Annotated in this window: 21 protein-coding genes; 14 read left to right on the top strand and 7 right to left on the bottom strand. The window is 32.6% G+C overall.

Annotation, left to right across the window (positions count from 1 at the left end; all coding sequences use genetic code 11):
• Positions 1 to 13: 13 nt before the first annotated feature.
• On the bottom strand, positions 14 to 895 hold the full coding sequence (gene prmC, locus Q0975_RS21550) for a peptide chain release factor N(5)-glutamine methyltransferase (protein ID WP_299440496.1): 882 nt from the start codon (positions 893 to 895) through the stop codon (positions 14 to 16).
• A complete protein-coding gene (locus Q0975_RS21545) occupies positions 874 to 1359 on the bottom strand; it encodes a GNAT family N-acetyltransferase (RefSeq protein ID WP_299440494.1) in 486 nt (161 codons plus the stop codon). The genes prmC and Q0975_RS21545 overlap by 22 nt, the downstream gene beginning before the upstream one ends.
• Before the next feature lie 95 nt (positions 1360 to 1454).
• Here Q0975_RS21545 and Q0975_RS21540 point away from each other — a divergent pair, with 95 nt between their 5' ends.
• From Q0975_RS21540 to Q0975_RS21520, 5 genes are read left to right on the top strand one after another with little or no spacing between them, the layout of a single operon-like run.
• Complete coding sequence (locus Q0975_RS21540; protein WP_299440492.1) at positions 1455 to 1916, top strand: hypothetical protein; 462 nt, start codon at positions 1455 to 1457, stop codon at positions 1914 to 1916.
• 4 nt (positions 1917 to 1920) lie between these two features.
• On the top strand, positions 1921 to 2964 hold the full coding sequence (gene ribD, locus Q0975_RS21535) for a bifunctional diaminohydroxyphosphoribosylaminopyrimidine deaminase/5-amino-6-(5-phosphoribosylamino)uracil reductase RibD (RefSeq protein ID WP_299440490.1): 1044 nt from the start codon (positions 1921 to 1923) through the stop codon (positions 2962 to 2964).
• On the top strand, positions 2957 to 3565 hold the full coding sequence (locus tag Q0975_RS21530) for an HAD family phosphatase (protein ID WP_299440488.1): 609 nt from the start codon (positions 2957 to 2959) through the stop codon (positions 3563 to 3565). The genes ribD and Q0975_RS21530 overlap by 8 nt, the downstream gene beginning before the upstream one ends.
• Positions 3562 to 4431 carry an EamA family transporter gene (locus tag Q0975_RS21525; protein ID WP_299440486.1) on the top strand — a complete coding sequence of 290 codons (870 nt, stop codon included), beginning with the start codon at positions 3562 to 3564 and terminating at the stop codon, positions 4429 to 4431. The genes Q0975_RS21530 and Q0975_RS21525 overlap by 4 nt, the downstream gene beginning before the upstream one ends.
• Positions 4432 to 4441: 10 nt before the next feature.
• Positions 4442 to 5056 carry a YigZ family protein gene (locus Q0975_RS21520; RefSeq protein WP_299440484.1) on the top strand — a complete coding sequence of 205 codons (615 nt, stop codon included), beginning with the start codon at positions 4442 to 4444 and terminating at the stop codon, positions 5054 to 5056.
• On the opposite strand, the gene Q0975_RS21515 is transcribed toward Q0975_RS21520, so the two are convergent.
• Entirely contained in the window at positions 5037 to 5459 is a 423-nt protein-coding gene (locus Q0975_RS21515; RefSeq protein ID WP_299440482.1) for a thioesterase family protein, read from the bottom strand. The two genes, Q0975_RS21520 and Q0975_RS21515, sit on opposite strands and share 20 nt — an antisense overlap.
• Before the next feature lie 192 nt (positions 5460 to 5651).
• Here Q0975_RS21515 and dnaA point away from each other — a divergent pair, with 192 nt between their 5' ends.
• The 3 genes from dnaA (at position 5652) to Q0975_RS21500 (ending at position 8459) form a co-directional block, all read left to right on the top strand.
• Positions 5652 to 7079 (top strand): chromosomal replication initiator protein DnaA, encoded by a 1428-nt coding sequence (dnaA, locus tag Q0975_RS21510; protein WP_280936656.1) that lies wholly within the window; start codon positions 5652 to 5654, stop codon positions 7077 to 7079.
• Positions 7080 to 7091: 12 nt separating this feature from the next.
• Positions 7092 to 7544, top strand: a complete 453-nt coding sequence (locus Q0975_RS21505) for a low molecular weight protein-tyrosine-phosphatase (RefSeq protein ID WP_299440479.1) — start codon at positions 7092 to 7094, stop codon at positions 7542 to 7544.
• Positions 7545 to 7727: 183 nt separating this feature from the next.
• Positions 7728 to 8459 (top strand): SAM-dependent methyltransferase, encoded by a 732-nt coding sequence (locus Q0975_RS21500; protein ID WP_299440477.1) that lies wholly within the window; start codon positions 7728 to 7730, stop codon positions 8457 to 8459.
• A 16-nt stretch (positions 8460 to 8475) separates the two neighbouring features.
• Here Q0975_RS21500 and Q0975_RS21495 read toward each other — a convergent pair whose 3' ends face one another.
• From Q0975_RS21495 to dapF, 4 genes are all read right to left on the bottom strand, one after another.
• Positions 8476 to 9114: a peptidoglycan-binding protein LysM gene (locus Q0975_RS21495; protein WP_299440475.1), complete on the bottom strand. Its 639-nt coding sequence runs from the start codon at positions 9112 to 9114 to the stop codon at positions 8476 to 8478.
• Positions 9115 to 9466: 352 nt separating this feature from the next.
• Complete coding sequence (mltG, locus tag Q0975_RS21490) at positions 9467 to 10510, bottom strand: endolytic transglycosylase MltG (protein ID WP_299440473.1); 1044 nt, start codon at positions 10508 to 10510, stop codon at positions 9467 to 9469.
• Entirely contained in the window at positions 10500 to 11027 is a 528-nt protein-coding gene (locus Q0975_RS21485) for a GNAT family N-acetyltransferase (RefSeq protein ID WP_299440471.1), read from the bottom strand. Before Q0975_RS21485 ends, mltG begins: the two co-directional genes overlap by 11 nt.
• Positions 11021 to 11806, bottom strand: a complete 786-nt coding sequence (gene dapF, locus Q0975_RS21480; RefSeq protein ID WP_299440469.1) for a diaminopimelate epimerase — start codon at positions 11804 to 11806, stop codon at positions 11021 to 11023. The genes Q0975_RS21485 and dapF overlap by 7 nt, the downstream gene beginning before the upstream one ends.
• Positions 11807 to 11973: 167 nt before the next feature.
• Between dapF and Q0975_RS21475 the strand changes: the two genes are divergently transcribed.
• The 6 genes from Q0975_RS21475 (at position 11974) to Q0975_RS21450 (ending at position 20385) form a co-directional block, all read left to right on the top strand.
• Entirely contained in the window at positions 11974 to 13392 is a 1419-nt protein-coding gene (locus Q0975_RS21475) for a trypsin-like peptidase domain-containing protein (RefSeq protein ID WP_299440467.1), read from the top strand.
• 135 nt (positions 13393 to 13527) lie between these two features.
• A complete protein-coding gene (locus Q0975_RS21470) occupies positions 13528 to 14976 on the top strand; it encodes a glyceraldehyde-3-phosphate dehydrogenase (RefSeq protein ID WP_299440465.1) in 1449 nt (482 codons plus the stop codon).
• A gap of 277 nt (positions 14977 to 15253) precedes the next feature.
• A complete protein-coding gene (locus Q0975_RS21465; protein ID WP_299440463.1) occupies positions 15254 to 15871 on the top strand; it encodes a tRNA (guanine-N1)-methyltransferase in 618 nt (205 codons plus the stop codon).
• 61 nt (positions 15872 to 15932) lie between these two features.
• Positions 15933 to 16616, top strand: a complete 684-nt coding sequence (gene trmD, locus Q0975_RS21460) for a tRNA (guanosine(37)-N1)-methyltransferase TrmD (protein ID WP_299440461.1) — start codon at positions 15933 to 15935, stop codon at positions 16614 to 16616.
• A gap of 227 nt (positions 16617 to 16843) precedes the next feature.
• Positions 16844 to 17194, top strand: coding sequence for a 50S ribosomal protein L19 (gene rplS, locus Q0975_RS21455; RefSeq protein ID WP_299440459.1), 351 nt, complete (start codon positions 16844 to 16846; stop codon positions 17192 to 17194).
• A 965-nt stretch (positions 17195 to 18159) separates the two neighbouring features.
• Entirely contained in the window at positions 18160 to 20385 is a 2226-nt protein-coding gene (locus tag Q0975_RS21450; protein WP_299440457.1) for an NADP-dependent isocitrate dehydrogenase, read from the top strand.
• Positions 20386 to 20574: the final 189 nt, after the last annotated feature.

Genomic DNA, 20574 nt, shown 5'->3' with positions numbered 1-20574 from the left:
AATCGTATATATTTTAAATTATACTAGCCTTGATCATACGATCATTATTATACAAATCTTTACGCAAGCTCACGGAATTAAACCCAAGTTTTTTGATCATCTCTTTGGTTTCGGTTCCAAGATATTGATTAATTTCAAAATACAACAAACCATCAGCAAGAAGACTCTTCTTGGCTAATCTTGTTATTTTTCTATAAAAAATCAATGGATCCTGATCTGACACAAAAAGTGCTAAATGAGGTTCGTTTTCTAATACATTAGCATGTATTTCTTGCTTTTCAAGTTCCCGAACATATGGAGGATTGGAAATTATAATATCAAAACTATTTTTAAGTGCGTCCAACTGAAGTATATCTGCACACATAAACGTTACTGCTACTTTATTATGCTTCGCATTTTCTTTTGCGACTTCAAGTGCTTCTTTAGAGACATCAATCGCATACATATCTATTTCTGGTAAATTTTTAGCCAAAGAAATTGCAATACATCCACTACCTGTTCCAATGTCCAAAACCTTTATTTTCCGACCTCCTTCTTTACGCTGATAATCTTTGATAATCCAATCTACCAGTTCTTCGGTTTCTGGTCTTGGTATTAAGACATTTTGATTTACCTTAAAAGATAATCCATAAAACTCGGTATCCCCTGTAATATATTGAATTGGATCTTGCTTCTTTAAATGATTTTTAGCATTCTCAAACTTAGACAATTCTTGACTGCTAATTACTGTTTCCAATGCCAAAGCGACATCAACTCGCCTCAATCCAAGAAATTTTTCGGAAAGTATATAAAAAAAAGATAACACTTCTTCTGGCTCATATAATTCTGACAAAGAATCTATAAAATCTTTTCTAAGGTCTTTAATCTTCAAACTTACAATTCTTTTATCATCCATGCCTGGCAACTATAGTGCCCTGTGTCCCCCAAAGGTTTGTCAAGAGAAGTAAAACCTACTTTCCCATATAGTTTTCTGGCATCTTTCATATATGGCATTGTTTCCAAATAACATTTAGTAAATCCCTGTTCTCTTGCAAAATTCAAACACGTACTCATCATTTGGGAGCCAAATCCTTTTCCTCTTGCCTCAGGAAGAAAATACATTTTCTGAAGTTCACAGATTTCTGAGCTTTCTTTTTCTAATTGTGCTATTCCTGCTCCTCCAATAATTCTTCCATTATCTTCTATAACATAATATCTTTTTCTCGGAGCATTATAAGTTTCATACATTTTATCCAATGCTTCATCTTCATAAGCAGTCCCGACTTTAGGAACACCCATTTCAATTAAAACATCTCTAATTACCTGTGCCAAAGACTCATTATCTTCTGGAGCAACTGAACGAATTTTTATGGTACTCATTATAATATATAAATACTACTTTTGTTAATCTAAAAACTAATAATATCGTATCTTTTTAATCAGATGAAATATACATTAAATCTACATAGTAATCAATGAAGCAGCTTCTATTATTATCAACAATATTGACAGTGATCACAAGCTGTTCCGTTTCTAAAAAACCAGAGTTCAAATACATTACGAACATTGATGTTAAAAATGTCAGTATGCGTAATGTAACTCTTAAAGCCGATGCTATTTTTGACAATCCAAATCACTTACAAGGAAAACTTTCAATTGATGACATCCATGTTTTTGTTGATAACATAGATGTAGGTGTCATATCTTCTAAAGAATTTGACATTCCTTCAAAAGATGAATTTACCATTCCTCTAGAAGGAGCTTTTTCTCTGTCTAAAATTTACGATAAAAATAAAAACAATCTCTTAGGTAGTGTTTTAAAAATGGTACAAACAGATTCTCTTGATATACAATACAAAGGTAATATCAAATATCATTTGGGAGGTTTTTCGTATCCATATAAGATAGACAAACAACAAAAAGTAAGCCTTAAATAACATAGTGAGTACACACGAAAAATACATGCGGCGTTGTATCCAAATTGCCTCAAATGCTTTAGGTAGTGCAATGCCTAACCCAATGGTTGGCTGCGTCATAGTTCATAACCAATGTATCATTGGCGAAGGCTACACCAGTGCTTATGGTGGTAATCATGCGGAAGTAAATGCCATAAACTCTGTAAAAGACAAATTACTTTTAAATAAAGCTACATTGTATGTCACTTTAGAGCCTTGTTCGCATTTTGGAAAAACACCTCCTTGTAGTGATCTTATCATCAAACACAAAATACCAAATGTTGTAATTAGTACGATTGACACTCATAGCAAAGTAGCTGGAAAAGGAATAAAAAAACTAAAAGATGCAGGGTGTCAGGTTACTGTTGGTGTTTTAGAAAATGAAAGCCAGAAACATCATAGACGGTTTTTTACTTTTCATAATAAAAACAGACCATATATCATTCTAAAATGGGCCCAAACATCTGATGGGTTTATTGCTCCCGAAAAAGCTTTAGAAAGAGCACCTGTATGGATTACCAACTCATACTCTAGACAGTTAGTCCATAAATGGCGAGCAGAAGAACAAGCTATTTTAGTTGGAAACAAAACCGTTATAGAAGATAATCCTAAACTTACAATACGAGATTGGTCTGGAACAGATCCTGTTAGAATCCTGATTGATTTATCAAACAAAACTCCTGAAGATTCTTCAATTCTTGATAAAACCATAAAAACGATTGTCATCACCTCTGCTAATCACAAAAAACAAAGCAGTGACATCTTACTATATGAAACCATTAGTTCAGGAAATAATGTAGTTCATGAGATCTGTAATATTCTCCATAAACATGAAATTCAATCTGTAATTATTGAAGGTGGCAGCTATACTATTCAATCTTTTATCGATGCAAATCTTTGGGATGAAGCACGTGTTTTTCATGGAACAAATACGTTCAAAAAAGGAGTCAAAGCACCGATACTTGAAGTGAAACCGATTTCTGAAGAAAAAATTATGACAGATACTTTAAAAATATATCAAAATGATTAAGACTATTATTTTTGATTTTGGAGATGTTTTTATCAACCTTGATAAACCAGCAACAGAAAAAGAACTCTCTAAATTAGGTTTGTCTTCTATAACCAAAGAATTAGAATCTATTAATGAATCCTATGAAACTGGTAATATCACCACAACAGAGTTTATCAATCATTACCAAAAATTATTACCAAACACTACCATAGAACAAATAAAGAATACCTGGAATGCCATTCTAAAAGATTTCCCAAAAAACCGTTTAGAATTTATCCGAAAACTGGCATTAGAAAAGAAATACAAATTGATTTTATTGAGTAACACCAATGAATTACATATCAATTGGATTAAAGAAAACATACCGTTTTACAATGATTTCAAATCTTGTTTTGATGCATTTTACCTTTCGCATGAAGTAAAACTAAGAAAACCAAATCTTGATATTTTTCAGTTTGTTATAGACAATCATCAATTAAATCCTTCAGAAACACTTTTTATTGATGACACATTGGTAAATACAAACGCCGCAAAACAATTAAACATAAAAACATGGAATAACAACCCAAAAACTGAGGATATCACAAATTTATTTACTGCAAAATCTAATTTATTTTGACATATCTTTTATTAAGTATAGTAGCCTCAAGTTGGATTTTAATTACTTTCAAACTATTTGCGAAATATAATGTAGACATCTTACAAGCAATTATTGTTAATTATGTGGCTGCATGTGTTTGCGGATTAATTGCCTACACTGAGCCTATCAAAATATACTCCATAACTCAATCTAACTGGTTTTACGGAACTATTATTTTAGGGTTTATCTTTATTTTGGTATTTAATTTTATGGCAATCACTGCTCAAAAAAATGGACTTTCTGTAGCAGCCGTAGCAAGTAAAATGAGCGTTGCAATACCAGTTATATTTGGAATTATCGTGTATCAAGAAAGTACCGAAGTCCTAAAAATCATTGGGATTATTATCGCATTAATCGCTGTATATATGACTTCAATAAAAACCGTTGGAGGAATTTCTATAAAAAAAGAGTATCTAATTTACCCTTTATTAGTCTTCTTTGGAGGTGGTATCATAGACACTAGTCTGAAATTTATGGAAACTAATTATGTTTCAAAAATGGATATCCCTATTTTCTCTGCTACCATTTTTGGTTTTGCTGCCATTTTAGGAGCATTAACATTAGTATACAAAGCTACAAGAACAACATTAAAAATATCCACTAAAAACATCATTGCCGGAATTTGTTTAGGCGTGCCTAATTATTTCTCTATCTACTTCTTAATTCAGGCTTTGCGAAATGAAAACATGGATAGCTCTACTACATTTATCATTAATAATGTAGCTATTTTACTGGTTTCTACATTTGTTGGAATTTTATTTTTCAAAGAAAAACTAATTCTAAAAAATTGGATTGGAATCATACTAGCAATAATCAGTATCTTGCTAGTTACTTTTTCTATTTAATAACAAAACATTGAATATCACAGACACCTATAAAACTATTGAGACTCCAGGAGAAGAAGCTTTATTTAAAGATAAAAACAGCAAATTCTTTGGATATTCTTTTCCAATTACTAATGAAGAAGATGTAAAACCCATCATTGACTCTCTAAAAAAGAAACATCATGCTGCTAGACATTGGTGTTATGCTTGGCAATTAGGAACAGAAAACATACGATATCGCAGTAATGACGACGGAGAACCTTCTAATTCTGCAGGACAACCTATTTATGGCCAAATTCAATCTTTTGAAGTAACAAATATTTTAATTGTAGTCGTTCGGTATTTTGGGGGTGTTAAACTTGGTGTTGGAGGCCTAATCAACGCATATAGAACTGCTGCGCAATTATCCCTAGAAGCTTCTAATATTATAGAAAAAACAATTAATATCAAATTTTGCATCACTTTTGAATATAAAAACATGAATAAAGTAATGCGTATTATTAAAGAACGTCAACTGAGTATTACTGCCCAAAAACTAGAATTAGACTGTAAATTATTTATTTCTGTGAGAAAAACGATAGCCGATGAAATAAATGAGCTTTTCTCTGCGTTGTACGAAATAGATATTAAACGATTAGAGCATTAAACTCTTTTTGGATTATTTCTAATAAATACGAGGGACATAAAATAGGTTTTCTGCTTTGAGCATCAACAAAAACCAATGTAGAGGAAGCAATTGTTAATAAATCTTGATTTTGATTATAAATTTTGTAGTCAAAAACTATACGTACTGTAGGAATTTTCTTGAGAAAAGTTTTAACAGTTAATTCATCGTCAAAGAAGGCAGATTTCTTAAATTTAAAATCTAATGCAAATACGGGGAGCATAACACCGCTTTCTTCCATAGATTTATAAGAAACACCTAATCGGGATAACCAGTCAATACGGGCTAACTCCAAATATTGTGCATAATTGCCGTGATGGACGACACCCATTTGATCTGTTTCAGAATATCTAACTTTTAATAAAGTTTCAGAAGTGATTGACATGTATTTGATTAAAAAAGACGTGAAGTATGCAAAATTACATATATCTAAGTATGCGAAAAAAATAATTAAAATTCAACCCCTAAATCGTTTTTTTTTTACATTTTTTGTTCACATATTTGTCAAGCAAAAAAAGAAGGAACTTTTTCAACAATTTTCCGTTAATAACCTAATAAAAGTAATCTAACCGCTCTAATGAATATAACTGCGCAATCAGTTTGGGATAATTGCCTGTCTTTTATAGAAGACAATATTACCCCTCAAGCTTTTAAAACCTGGTTCGAACCTATTAAAGCTGTAAAGCTTACGGATAGCGCTTTAAGTATACAAGTACCCAGTAAATTTTTCTATGAATGGCTAGAAGAGCACTATGTTAACCTTCTTAAGGTCTCTCTTACAAGAGAATTAGGAGAAACTGCTAAATTGGTATATATCATTAAAATGGAAAACACCTATGGAAACAAAAAACCATTTACTGAGAAGATACCAAGCTCTAACAGGACTGCAGTAAGCTCTCAAGAAGTAGATGTGCCTATTAAAAGTAAAAACCCTGAGCTTAAAAATCCATTTGTAATTCCGGGGATTAGAAACGTAAAAATTGAATCTCAATTAAATCCAAGTTATAATTTTGAAAATTTCCTAGAAGGAGACTCTAACAGACTGGCTCGATCAGCAGGAATGGCTGTTGCCAACAAACCTGGAGGAACTTCTTTCAACCCTTTATTAATATTTGGAGGTGTAGGACTAGGAAAAACTCATCTAGCTCATGCTATTGGAGTAAACATAAAAGACAATTACCCTGAAAAGACAGTTTTATATATATCAGCAGAAAAGTTCACTCAGCAATATATAGAATCTGTAAAAAAGAATAATAGAAACGATTTCATCCATTTCTATCAAATTATTGATGTACTTATTGTGGATGACATCCAATTATTATCTGGAAAAGCTGGAACACAAGATGTATTCTTCCACATATTTAACCATTTACATCAAAACGGAAAACAAGTAATTCTTACCAGTGACAAGGCTCCTGTAGACATGCAGGATATAGAACAAAGATTACTTTCTCGTTTTAAATGGGGACTATCAGCTGAATTGCATCAACCTGATTTTGAAACTAGAATTTCTATCATAAAAAACAAACTATATCGTGACGGTGTAGAAATGCCAGAAGATATTGTAGAGTTCTTAGCAAACAACATCAAAACCAATATACGCGAATTAGAAGGAGCTATTATCTCATTAATCGCCCACTCTTCTTTCAACAAAAAAGATATCACTATTGATCTTGCTAAGGCGATTGTAGACAACTATGTTAAAAACACCAAAAGAGAAGTATCCATTGATTACATACAAAAGGTAGTTAGTGATTATTTCCAGATGGATGTAGAAACATTGCAATCCAAAACACGTAAACGTCATATTGTACAAGCTCGCCAATTAGCTATGTTCTTTGCTAAAAAATTAACCAAAGCCTCATTAGCTAGTATTGGTACACAAATCGGAAAAAGAGATCATGCAACAGTATTACACGCCTGTAAAACTGTAGACAACCTTTCTTCAACCGATAAACAATTCAGAAAGTACGTGGAGGATCTTGGTAAAAAACTTACCCTCTAATTTTTAATTTTCATGAAAATTAAAATTTTAATGGTTTGCCTTGGAAACATCTGTAGATCTCCATTAGCAGAAGGAATTTTAGCTTCCAAGCTTGATCCAGAAAAATTTCAAGTAGATTCATGCGGAACTAGCAGCTATCATATTGGACAAAAACCCGATAAGAGATCTATAGAAACTGCAAAAAAACACGGAATTGATATTACTAACCAGAGAGCTGCACAATTTAAACTAAGTGATTTTGATATCTATGATTTCATCTATCCAATGGATCAATCTAATTACAAAGACATCATCAAACTTGCTCGAAATGAAAATGATAAGAAAAAAGTACATCTTATTTTAAACCAACCAGGGTTTAATGAAGATATAGATGTACCTGATCCGTACTACGGAGGAAAACAAGGTTTTGAAGATGTATACCAGATGCTTAACAGTGCTTGTGACCAAATAATAGAAAAGCTATAAATAAGGTTTTCCTATAAAAACAAAGTTTTTGTATATTTAGTAACAATTAACCTCACTTAAATATACATTCCGTGATAAAGACTTTTATTTTTTACACATATTCATCCTATTTAACAGGTACACCTAACATCAATCAGTACGGACATAAATCGAAAAACATTTAATTTAGTTATCAAATAAACTATGGAATCCAAACCCCTAGATCCTAAAGGAAAATTATATTTAATACCAACCAGATTAGGTGATGACGTACCTCTGGAAGTACTACCTATATCTATAAAAAAAGTATTAGAACAAGTAAATCATTATATCGTAGAAAATGAGAAACCAGCTAGAAGGTTTATAAAAAAAGTAAGCCCAAGTAAATCTCAACGCTCTCTCATTATTCATTCTGTAAACAAATACACAGATGCATCAGAAATACCTAACTACCTAGCTCCGTGTCTTAATGGCGAATCTATTGGATTATTATCAGATGCAGGATGCCCTGGAATTGCAGATCCAGGAGCAGAAGTTGTAAGGTTAGCACATGAAAAAGGGATTCAGGTAACACCATTAGTAGGACCATCATCCATATTCTTAGCGATGATGAGCAGTGGCATGAATGGTCAAAACTTCTGTTTTAACGGATACCTTCCGATCGACAAAAACGAACGAAAATCTACTATTAAAAACCTTGAAAGAAATTCGCTGGAAAAAAATCAAGCGCAAATTTTTATTGAAACACCTTACAGAAACGACAAAATGCTTGCAGATCTTGTATCTATTCTTAATTCCAATACCCGATTATGTATCGCCAGTGACATTACACTAACCACTGAATATATTTCAACTAAGACTATTGAAGAATGGAAAAACGAACAAATAGAATTACACAAAAAACCTACAATCTTTATTATCCAAAGGGATTTTTAATAAGAATTGAATCAAATTAAGCCTTAGCTTTTCTATTAGGAACAACAAAAGATGTGTCGAATCCGGAAAAACGTTTCATATAATAACGAATCGTTGTGCCAAATGCATCTGCAAAGCCATCCACTCCTCCACTACGTAAATATTTTTTTACGGCACCAGGCCCAGCAAGATGAGCTGCAGCTAATGCTCCTGATTCAGAAATCACAATACCATTCATACGCTTACCAACAAACCATTTCAAATCTCTGCGCAAAATCCATTTATTCCTAGAAAGATTAGCATAAAATGCTCTTTCTTGTAGTTCAGGACTATTAAGAAAAGTATTTTTGTTTTTTATCCCAATCATAGCAAGGGTACTCATACCAAACTGATATTTACCCATATACCCAAATTGATTTACAACTCCATAATCTCCACGAGATTCTTTAAAAGCCAAAGCTTCTTTAAAACCAACATAAGACTTCCCTAATTCTGGGTAAATCAAATTATCTGTCAAATCGTCTTCTATCTCGTTAAAGTTAGGAGCGATATAATAGAGATCTAAACCAGCAGTGCTGTATGAGCTTAAATCTGTGCGATTTTTTGGTGTAAAACTTACTAAAACGATTCCCCCGATTGTAAGAATTACAAAAAGTCCAATTATCCTTTTTATCATATAAAAAATTTCTAAGTAGACATCAAAAAGACGTTCCCCTCTACTTAAATTTTTGCGGTGCAAATATACGGCTTTATTTTAACTCTCCATCCATCAGATGTTAAATTTATTATAACACTGAAAAACAGTATTTTACACTTAAAAAAGGGTTGAAAATTGTTAAAAAAAACTACAAAAAGTCTTAAAAACTGTATTTAAACGTCAAATTGGTAGTTTTAGTCGATAGAAATTAAATCGCATCTTCAGTAAGTAATTCACAGGATTTCAAAGGTTTTTGTTAATAAGTAAACCCGAAATACCTCATGAAGGAAATTAAAAAACTTTTTTTTCCTACAAAAGCATCCAGTAAATTCTATCGATTTATACCTTGCTTATTGATCCAATCCACGTACTGTTTTTTGTTTCTACCATGCTGAGCTATAGTCTTAGCAAATTTATGATACCCAAAATTTTCCACATTAGCGACAAAGAAATAATAGTCATGCTTTTCATAGTTTAAAACTGCATCAATAGAAGAAATATCAGGCATAGTAATAGGCCCTGGTGGTAAAGTTTTATATTTATATGTATTATACGGACTATCGAGTTCAAGATCCTTATACAACACTCTTTTTATAACGATATCCCAATCATCCCTATGTTTTTTAAGCGCATAAATAACTGTGGGATCTGCATCCAACTTCCATCCGTTTTTATAACGATTCATATAAACTCCCGCCACTCTTGGGCGTTCATCTACTTTAGCTGTTTCTTTCTGAACAATAGAAGCCACTGTCACCACTTCACTTAACGTTAAACCAATATTCTTAGCTTTTTCTCTTCTTTTATCATTCCAGAATCGTTTATACTCCTTTAACATACGGCCTCTAAACTGTTCTGCAGATGTGTTCCAAAAAAACTCATACTTATTAGGAACATACATTGCTAAAGCATTATCAATCGTAAAACCATGTTCATTAAAAAAAGTACTCTCTTTAAAAGCTTTGATCAAAGAGATACTGTCCGCTTCTATTTGCTGAGCAACTCTACCCGCTAAATTCTCTAATCTTTCTTGATTATTAAAACTTAACTGAATTGGTTGGTTTTTACTTCTTAACAGACCCACCAGTTCATTATTATTTAAATCCTTTTTTATGATATACCTACCAGCTTTCACCTTATTAGTATATCCTTTTTTATCCGCTATTTTATCAAAACTTGAGGGATTCTTTAATAATGGATATAAAATTTTTCTTAATTCTGGAAATGTAGTTCCAGAAGGTATATAGATTGTAGTTGTTTCTGTTTCAAAATTTGTGTTTGGAGAAAAAACTGCCTGGTAGACGTAATACGCAAACCATCCTCCTACTACTAAACCTATTAAGGCTATTATCAATAATATTTTCTTAATGTACATATATAAGCTGATATAAAAGTTCATCCTTGTATTTACCATCCACAAGGTTCCATTCTTTCTTTGTTCCTATTTTTTCAAACCCTTCCTTCTCAAACATTTTTATACTTGCTAAGTTATCCTCTGCAATATTAGCATATAATTGATGTAAGCGAAGATGAGTTTTTCCATAATTTTTGACAAGAGTCAAAGCTTCTTTTCCATACCCTTTACCTCGATGTTCTTCTTCTGCAATAAGAATACCTACACCAGCTCTATTATGGGTAGGATTAAAATCAAACAAATCTATAAGTCCTAATGAGGCTTCATCATAAGAACATATTACAAGTCGTAACTGTTTTGCATCATAAATATCCTGATGAGCGTTCTCTAAATATTGTTTAATCAAAAACCTCGAATAAGGTGTTTGCGTAGTACTCATCTCCCATATCCGTTCATCATTTTCTATTAGATAAACAAAATCCAGATCTTCAGGCTCTAATGCTCTTAAATAAATATGTTCACCCTTAAGTGTTAACATGTAATCTCTCCTTTAAAAACTTGTTCCGCTGGGCCAATAAGAAATATATCCTCATAACCATCATCTGTCTGTTTAAAAGTGACTTTTAATTCACCGCCAAGAGTTTTAATATTTACCTCTTCCTTATCAGTCATTTTTGTAGTATACATGGACAATGCTACCGCAGTAACACCTGTCCCGCAAGATAATGTTTCATCTTCAACACCTCTTTCATATGTGCGAACTGCAAACACATCTTCTTCCTCTTTCTCTACAAAATTAACATTACTCCCCGTTTCAAAGTACGGCGCACCATTTCTGATTTCCCGTCCAACACTAGTAACATCATAATGAATCAAATCATTAACCATAGTCACATGATGAGGAGAACCTGTATTCAAAAATAGATGAGAATCATACTTTTCTATCTTTGAAACATTCTGCATTTGCAAATAAACAAGACCATCTTTAATTTCAGCTTTATGCTTTCCATCTATTGCAGTAAATGTAGCCTTATCTTCTACAACTCCAAGAAATGCTGCAAACGCAACAAGGCATCTTCCTCCATTACCACACATGGAACTCTCATTACCATCTGCATTAAAATACACCATAGTAAAGTCATCTTCATCGTTTTCAGGTAGTTCCAAAAGCATCAATCCGTCAGCCCCTATCCCAAATTTCCTATCACAAAGTCTTTCGAAAAGTTTGGTATTATTTTTGGTCAAAATTGATTGTCTATTATCAATGATTACAAAGTCGTTGCCAGTTCCTTGATATTTGTAAAAAGTAATATTCATTATTCTTATTCAATTATAAAAGGCAAAGGTACAAAGAAAGTAAACATGTTATCGTTGTTAACAGAGCGTTAAATATCAAAAAAAAATATACTATAGTTGTAATTTTAATAGTTATTAAGAGTCTATAATATAGTACTAGTCAAATTAAACGAAAAACGAAAAAGAAGATGAAAAGATTTTTAAGCTTATTGGTTGTCGCTATTTTAGCAGGTGTTATGACATTAGGAGCATACAAGGCATTTTTAGAACCTGATGCTGTTATGATCACTAAATATGAAACTACCCCAAACTCAACCTTAATTCCAGCAACATATAACGCCACGAATTTAAATAACGTAAATACAAATGCAGATTTCACTATAGCTGCAGAAAAAACTGTTAATGCAGTGGTCCATGTAAAACAATATGGAATTACGAAAACCCCAAGAAATCTTATGGAATACTTCAGAAATGGAGGATCCAAGGAGAGAAGAATACAAGGAGCTGGCTCTGGTGTTATCATTACAGAGGATGGATATATTGTAACAAATAACCATGTTATAAATGGTGCTACAGATTTAGAGGTTACATTAAATAATAATAAATCTTATAAGGCAGAAGTAATAGGTACTGCTCCACAGTCTGACATTGCATTACTTAAAATTGACACTACCGAAAAGCTTTCATATATACCTTTTGGAGATTCTAATACTGCCAAAATTGGAGAATGGGTATTAGCAGTCGGTAACCCCTTTAACCTAACATCAACGGTTACTGCAGGTATCATTAGTGCAAAATCAAGAGATCTTAATGAATATGACGGCAACATTCAATCTTTTATACAAACAGATGCTGCTATTAACCCTGGAAACAGTGGTGGAGCATTAGTAAATATCCAAGGTGAATTAATTGGAATCAACACAGCCATTACATCACAAACAGGTAGTTATGTAGGATACGCCTTTGCTGTCCCCTCTAATAATGCCCGTAAAATTGTAGAAGACATCCTTGAGTTCGGGGACGTACAAAAAGGTATCCTTGGTATTCGAGGAGGTACCATAAACCCAAAAGCTATGGAGGATTATGGCATCTCAGTATCTCAGGGAGTTTTGATTGCAAGTGTTGAAGAGGATAGTGGAGCAAAAAAAGCAGGTCTTCAAGAAGGAGATGTAATCAGAGAAATAGACGGATTACAGATACGCAAATTTGCTGACCTTACGGGATATGTTAATAGTAAGAGCCCTAACGATGTAATCAATGTAAAAATACTAAGAAAGCAAAAAGAACTAAATGTACCGGTAACACTATCTAAATATGTTATACAACAGTATAATATTGAAGATGTAGGCGTAGAAGTAACAAACCCTATTAAAGGTTATTTAGAAAAATTCAATCTTGATCACGGTGTTATTATTAGCAAAGCATTAAGTCCTAAAATGCAACGATACAACCTAGAAGGATTAATTATTAGTGAGATAGATGGTAAAAAAGTGAAAAATGTTTTACAAGTAAAACAAATCATTGAAAGTAAATATCCTGAAGAAGATATTACAATTAGCCTAATAGATCGAAATGGAGAAAAGCGTGAATTTGTATTTCAAAATTAGATATAACACCATATAAAATCAATGATCCCATTGCTTGTAAAAAGTAATGGGATTTTTTTATTCAAAAAGCTTTACGAAAACGTTTGAAATTCATAATTTTGCGCGAAATTTCAAGATTGTAAAACACAACACATTATGAGTTCTAACGAAGTTTATGAGAAAGAACTTGCCTTTCAGGCAGACAGACGCCGTGCAACAGTGGCGTTTATTAAAACTGTAAGCGATTTATGGTACGACAATTCTATCGAATTAGTACTCTTTCGCAACCAGTTAATTGATAAAAATGTAAGTGAAATCCTTAATTTACATGAATACGCTGGCGAGTTTGTTCAAAAACCAATTTCGATTTTTGACTCTGTAGAAATTGCACAAGCTATTAAATTAATGGACTTACCTCCTGCTAAATTAGACATAGGTAAGCTTACTTACGAGTATCATCTTGCTGGTAATGAATTTGATTCGGCAACTAGTTTTGTAATGAACAAACTAAAGGATGCCAAGAAGTTTAAAAACATTTCTCCTAAGGACGTAGTTCTTTACGGTTTTGGTCGTATTGGACGTTTAGTAGCGAGAGAATTAATGACCATTACTGGAAAAGGAAGTCAATTAAGATTAAGAGCTATTGTTACTAGAGGATCTATCACAGAAGAAATTTTAGAAAAAAGAGCTTCTTTATTAAGAAATGATTCGGTTCATGGTGAATTTTCCGGTTTAGTAGAAACAGACATAGCAAACAGCTCCTTGATCATCAATGGTACCACGGTAAAAATAATTAGCGCCAATAACCCAGAAGATATAGATTACACTTCTTTTGGAATTGACGGTGCATTATTAATAGACAATACCGGAGCATTTAGAGACAAGGAAGCATTAAGCAGACATTTAATTGCAAAAGGAATTGACAAAGTCTTACTTACAGCTCCTGGAAAAGGAATTCCTAATATTGTGCATGGTGTAAACCATAAAGAACACAATCCAGATAAAGTAAATATATTTTCTGCAGCATCCTGTACTACCAATGCTATTACACCTATCCTACAAGCTGTAGACGAAAGTTTTGGAGTTATAAATGGTCATTTAGAAACAATACACGCATATACAAATGATCAGAATTTAGTAGACAATATGCACAGCAAGTACCGTAGAGGTCGCGCTGCAGCTTTAAATATGGTGATTACGGAAACCGGAGCAGGAAAGGCAGTTTCTAAAGCATTACCTAGTTTCGAAGGAAAATTAACTTCTAATGCCATTAGAGTACCTGTACCTAACGGATCTTTAGCAATTCTTAATCTTAATTTGGATAAAAAAGCTTCTAAAGAAAGTATGAATGCAATTATCAAAAAATACGCTTTAGAAGGAAGTCTTGTAGAACAAATTAAATATTCTCTGGATAACGAATTAGTTTCTAGCGATATAGTTGGTTCATCTGCACCATCCATATATGACAGTAATGCAACAATCGTAGACGCAAAGGGTAATAATGCAGTCCTTTATGTTTGGTATGATAATGAATATGGGTATAGTCATCAGGTAATTAGATTATCTAAATATATTGCCAAAGTAAGACGCTATACTTATTACTAGAAAGCATATACATAAAACAACTAAAGTCGCTATAAAAATATAGCGACTTTTTTATTTAATATACTTCATAACCTAGGTAATGCATAGCTTTACTCGTTAAATCTTTTAAATCACTCACAATATCGTATATTTATTGCCGTTACAATTAATTAAAGACTAACGTAAAACAAGAGCAAAACATTTCGATAAATAAACAACTTTATTGGGCGCATAAAAATGAAGTTTAATTTATAAATCTTAAAGTTTTAATCAACCATTAAAAAACCAAAATTCACACATGAAATTATCAAAATACCTATTAGTTTTAATAGCTCTATTTCCTATCTTTGAAACCATCCAGGCACAGGAAGAGAGCCTTACAGCAGAACAGGCATTACAACAAGAGAATATTCAAACGCAATTTGATGTCGTAATTAAAAAATCTGGAAGGTATCAAGAATACAAAGTAGTAAAACGTGTTTGGTTAGATAAACTAAAGGGAAACACTATAGATTCTCTTAAAACACTAGAATCCAAATTAAATAGTTCTAATCAAAAAATTACTGAACAACAAGCCTCTATATCAAGTCTAGAAGCATCTCTAGCAAAAACAAATGGAGATCTTTCGGCTGTGACAGAAGAAAAAGACAGTATGACTTTTCTTGGAATATCCTTTACGAAGGGAAGTTACAAAACTATGATGTGGACTATAGTTGGAGCGCTTTTAGCACTATTGGCATTCTTTGTTTTTAAATTTAAAAATAGCAACTCAGTTACAGTACAAGCGAAAAAAGCTTTAGCAGAAACAGAAGCCGAGTTTGAGGATCACAGACGTAGGGCACTAGAGAGAGAACAAAAAGTAATGCGTAAACTTCAGGATGAAATCAATAAGCAACGTAAAACTGGAGCGAAGTAATACCAATTCTCTGGATTTTTACTGTATTGTTTTGCATCTTTGCAAATCTTAATCATAAAAGATGCGAATAGATATTATAACTGTTGTACCTGACATTTTAAAAAGCCCTTTTGAAGCTTCCATCATGAAGCGATCTATAGAAAAGGAGCTGGTAGAAGTTCACTTCCATAATCTTAGAGATTATACTACCAACAATTACAAGCAAGTAGATGATTATCAATTTGGTGGTGGTGCTGGTATGGTAATGATGGTAGAACCTATCGATAAATGCATCTCTGAATTAAAAGCAGAAAGAACATATGATGATATCATCTATATGACTCCTGATGGAGAAACCTTAAATCAAGGGATCGCAAATCAATTATCATTAAAAGGTAATTTAATCATTCTTTGTGGTCATTATAAAGGTGTAGACCAACGCGTTAGAGATCATTTTATTACAAAAGAGATATCCGTTGGTGATTATGTGCTTTCAGGAGGAGAATTAGGTGCTTTGATTTTGTGTGATGCAATTATTAGACTAATTCCTGGTGTGTTAGGTAATGAAACCTCTGCATTAACAGATTCGTTTCAGGATGATTTGTTAGCACCTCCTATATATACAAGACCGGCAGATTATAAGGGATGGAAAGTTCCTGAAGTACTTACTTCTGGAAATTTCCCAAAAATTGAAGCGTGGAGAGAAGAACAAGCATACCAAAGAACGAAGGAACGCAGACCGGATTTACTCGGTAAAAATGAATAATCTTTATAATTTACTATTAGTTATCAATTTACATCCCTAGAAGGAAATTATTTTAGAATCAAAACAGTTTTCTATTTATATCTGGTAACCAATAGCAATAGTAAATAATTAATAATATAAATACTTGCAAATCATTAAATAATACTTATTTTTGCACCCTGATTAAAATAACCTCTGGCGAGAATCGTGAATGTTGCTTTAATGAAACATAAGTAAACTATCTCAAAATGGAAGATTTAGTAAAATTCGTACAAGACGAATTTGTTACAAGAAAAGAATTACCTGAATTTGCAGCAGGTGATACAATAACAGTATATTACGAAATTAAAGAAGGAAACAAGACACGTACTCAGTTCTTTAGAGGAGTTGTTATCCAAAGAAGAGGTTCTAGTTCTAGTGAAACTTTTACAATTAGAAAAATGTCTGGAACAGTAGGTGTAGAACGTATTTTCCCTATTAACTTACCAGCACTTCAGAAAATTGAAGTTAACAAAAGAGGTAAAGTTCGTAGAGCACGTATATTCTACTTTAGAGAACTTACAGGTAAGAAAGCACGTATCAAAGAAAAAAGAAGTTAATTCTTACTTCTTATACAATATAAAGGTTGCCAAATGGCAGCCTTTTTTTATGAACAAAAGTTAATAACTATAGTTCATAACCAGTTGATAACTAAAACTATACAAACAATCGATCCACTAATTTATTTTTGTTATTTTTATAAAAGAAATGATATAATAATATCAAGATGACACAAGGATTCCTGATCTATATTTTTTCTAAACACGTTCTTTGAACATTTTACATAAACCATCTTAAAATTAGGATAAATATAAAATGAAAGTTATTTTTTTGAGTACATCGTTGAAATCACTTTAAGGGTTCTCTTTAAAATCATTTCAGAATGAAATTCAAAAGAAAAAATTAAATTTTGACACCTTTTTAATTTTAAGTGGCATTAGATTATTCGGATGAAAAAACAAAAAATTACATTAGTAATTTAGATACAAAAGCGTTCGTAATAATCACTTGAGTAGTATTTAGATTAATAACGTATTTTCTTTTACAAATTTAAATCTGCTCAAAAACAGAAATAACAATTCTGGTATAAATTAACGAAAGTTATTATTTCATAGCGGGTAAAACAGCTAACACGATTATTATTTCTGCACAAAAGCCATATCAAGGTATTCGTATTATGATATGGCTTTTTACTTTTATAACTATTCTCAAATTAAGCCCTCTTTTTTACCACTACCATTTTTTCTATCCTTTCTTTTTTAAAGATTTATAATTCAATTCCTTTAACGCAAAACTAACAACGTACAGGTTGCATTTACCTCCCTATATTCGTATCTTCGCGCTCGGAAAATCTTACTGCGAATACTATTAGATAACACTTAGTATTCTGCCAGTATAAAATAAAAGGTAAATATTATTTGTCCAAGAAAAGTTAGACAACTAATTATTTCCTTAATAGACAGTATAATATATAGGGTATCCAGCCTGAAGGGCAAAATAGATCTCCTATTAAAATCAAAAAAATATGGGAATTGAATCCTCAAAAATTGTTTACACAAAAACTGATGAAGCACCTGCATTAGCTACATATTCTTTTTTACCAATTGTCAAAAAATTCACTAAAGCAGCCAATATAGATATAGAGACTAAAGACATATCTCTTGCCGCAAGAATTTTAGCAATTTTCCCAGAGAATCTTTCAGATAAGCAAAAACAGGTAAACGCTTTGGCAGAGCTTGGTGAACTAGCACTGAAAAAAGAAGCTAATATCATCAAGCTTCCTAATATAAGTGCTTCGGTTCCTCAATTAAAAGCTGCAATAGCAGAGTTACAATTACAAGGTTTCAATATTCCTAATTATCCTGAAGAGCCAGGAAATGATGCCGAAAAGGAAATCAAAAATAGATATAACAAAATAAAAGGAAGTGCGGTAAATCCTGTTTTAAGAGAAGGAAACTCTGATCGTAGAGCTCCTAAACCAGTAAAACAATACGCAAGAAAAAACCCGCATTCTATGGGGGCCTGGAGTAGTGATTCCAAAACACACGTAGCTACCATGGCAAGTGGAGATTTTCGTTCTAATGAAAAATCTGTTACTGTCGCTGAGGCTGGTGATGTAAAAATTGAATTTGTAGATACTAACGGAAATACAACTATTTTAAAAGAAAAGACTGCATTGCTTGCTAGTGAGATCATAGATGCTTCTGTAATGAGTAAAAAAGCATTGATTTCCTTTCTAGAAGAGCAAATAGCAGATGCAAAGGATAAGAATGTGTTATTTTCATTACATATGAAAGCAACCATGATGAAGGTATCAGATCCTATTATCTTTGGACACGCTGTAGAAGTTTTCTTTAAAGATGTTTTCCAAAAACACGGTGAAACACTAGAAGAAATAGGCGTTGAAGTAAATAATGGTTTTGGTGATCTTATCAACAAATTAAAGAAAATTCCAGATGCTACTAAGAGAGCTGAAATAGAAGCTGACATCAAAGCTTGTTATGAAAACGGTCCTGAATTAGCTATGGTAAATTCTGATCAAGGAATTACTAACCTGCATGTTCCTAGTGATGTGATTATCGATGCTTCTATGCCAGCTATGATTCGTACTTCAGGTCAGATGTGGGATGCTAATGGTAATACACAAGACACTAAAGCTGTTATTCCGGATAGTAGTTATGCTGGTATATACCAAGAAACTATAGATTTCTGTAAAAAACATGGTGCTTTTGACCCAACTACTATGGGAACTGTTCCTAATGTAGGCTTGATGGCCAAAAAAGCTGAAGAGTACGGTTCTCACGATAAAACTTTTGAAATTAAAGGAACCGGATCTGTACGTGTAGTAGATAAAACAGGTACTGTTTTGATTGAACATACAGTAGAAGAAGGAGATATCTGGAGAATGTGTCAAACTAAAGACGCTCCGGTAAAAGACTGGGTAAAGTTAGCAGTGAGTAGAGCTCGTGCTACTAATACTCCAGCTATATTCTGGCTAGATAAAAATAGAGCACATGATGCGAGTTTAATCGAAAAAGTAAATGAATACTTACCAGAACACGATACTACGGGACTTGATATCAGAATCTTATCTCCGGTAGAAGCGACACGTTTCTCTTTAGAAAGAATAAAAGACGGAAAAGACACAATTTCTGTAACCGGAAATGTATTACGTGATTATAATACAGACCTCTTCCCTATTCTAGAACTTGGAACCAGTGCAAAAATGCTTTCTATTGTTCCATTAATGAATGGTGGAGGTTTATTCGAAACTGGAGCTGGTGGATCTGCTCCTAAACATGTACAACAGTTTAATAAAGAAGGTCATTTACGTTGGGATTCTCTTGGTGAATTTTTAGCACTTGCCGTTTCTTTAGAACATTTAGGAGAAACTAATAACAATCAAAAAGCTTTGATAATTGCTGAAGCATTAGACAAAGCAACTGAAGAGTTTTTAGAAAACAAAAAATCTCCATCTAGAAAAGTGAATGAACTTGATAACAGAGGAAGTCATTTCTACCTAGCTTTATATTGGGCTCAAGAATTGGCAGCACAATCTCAAGATACGGATCTACAAGCAGAATTTAGTTCTATTGCACAACAACTAGCCGATAATGAAGCTAAGATTCTTCAGGAGTTAATCGATGCTCAGGGAAGCGCAGTGGATATGGGCGGTTATTACTGGCCAGATGTTACTAAAGTTGCTAATGCCATGAGACCTAGTGAAACGCTTAATAAGATTATAGGATAAAAACTTATCTTTCACATAAAAAAACGCCATATAAAACTTTTATATGGCGTTTTTTTATAACACTCTATGTTCAAAACATAGGAAAATAATATGCTCCTTAACAAACAAAAGGTTTAAAATTGTTCAAATAAAAATTATGTAGTTTTACGAAAGAAAGTAATACCAACTCTCAAAATACACCAAAGCTTT

Origin of the sequence: uncultured Aquimarina sp. (assembly GCF_947500065.1) — a bacterium.
Classification (GTDB): Bacteria; Bacteroidota; Bacteroidia; order Flavobacteriales; family Flavobacteriaceae; genus Aquimarina.
The sequence above is the reverse complement of the archived record's forward strand: the minus strand, read 5'-3'. Positions and strand labels throughout refer to the sequence as shown.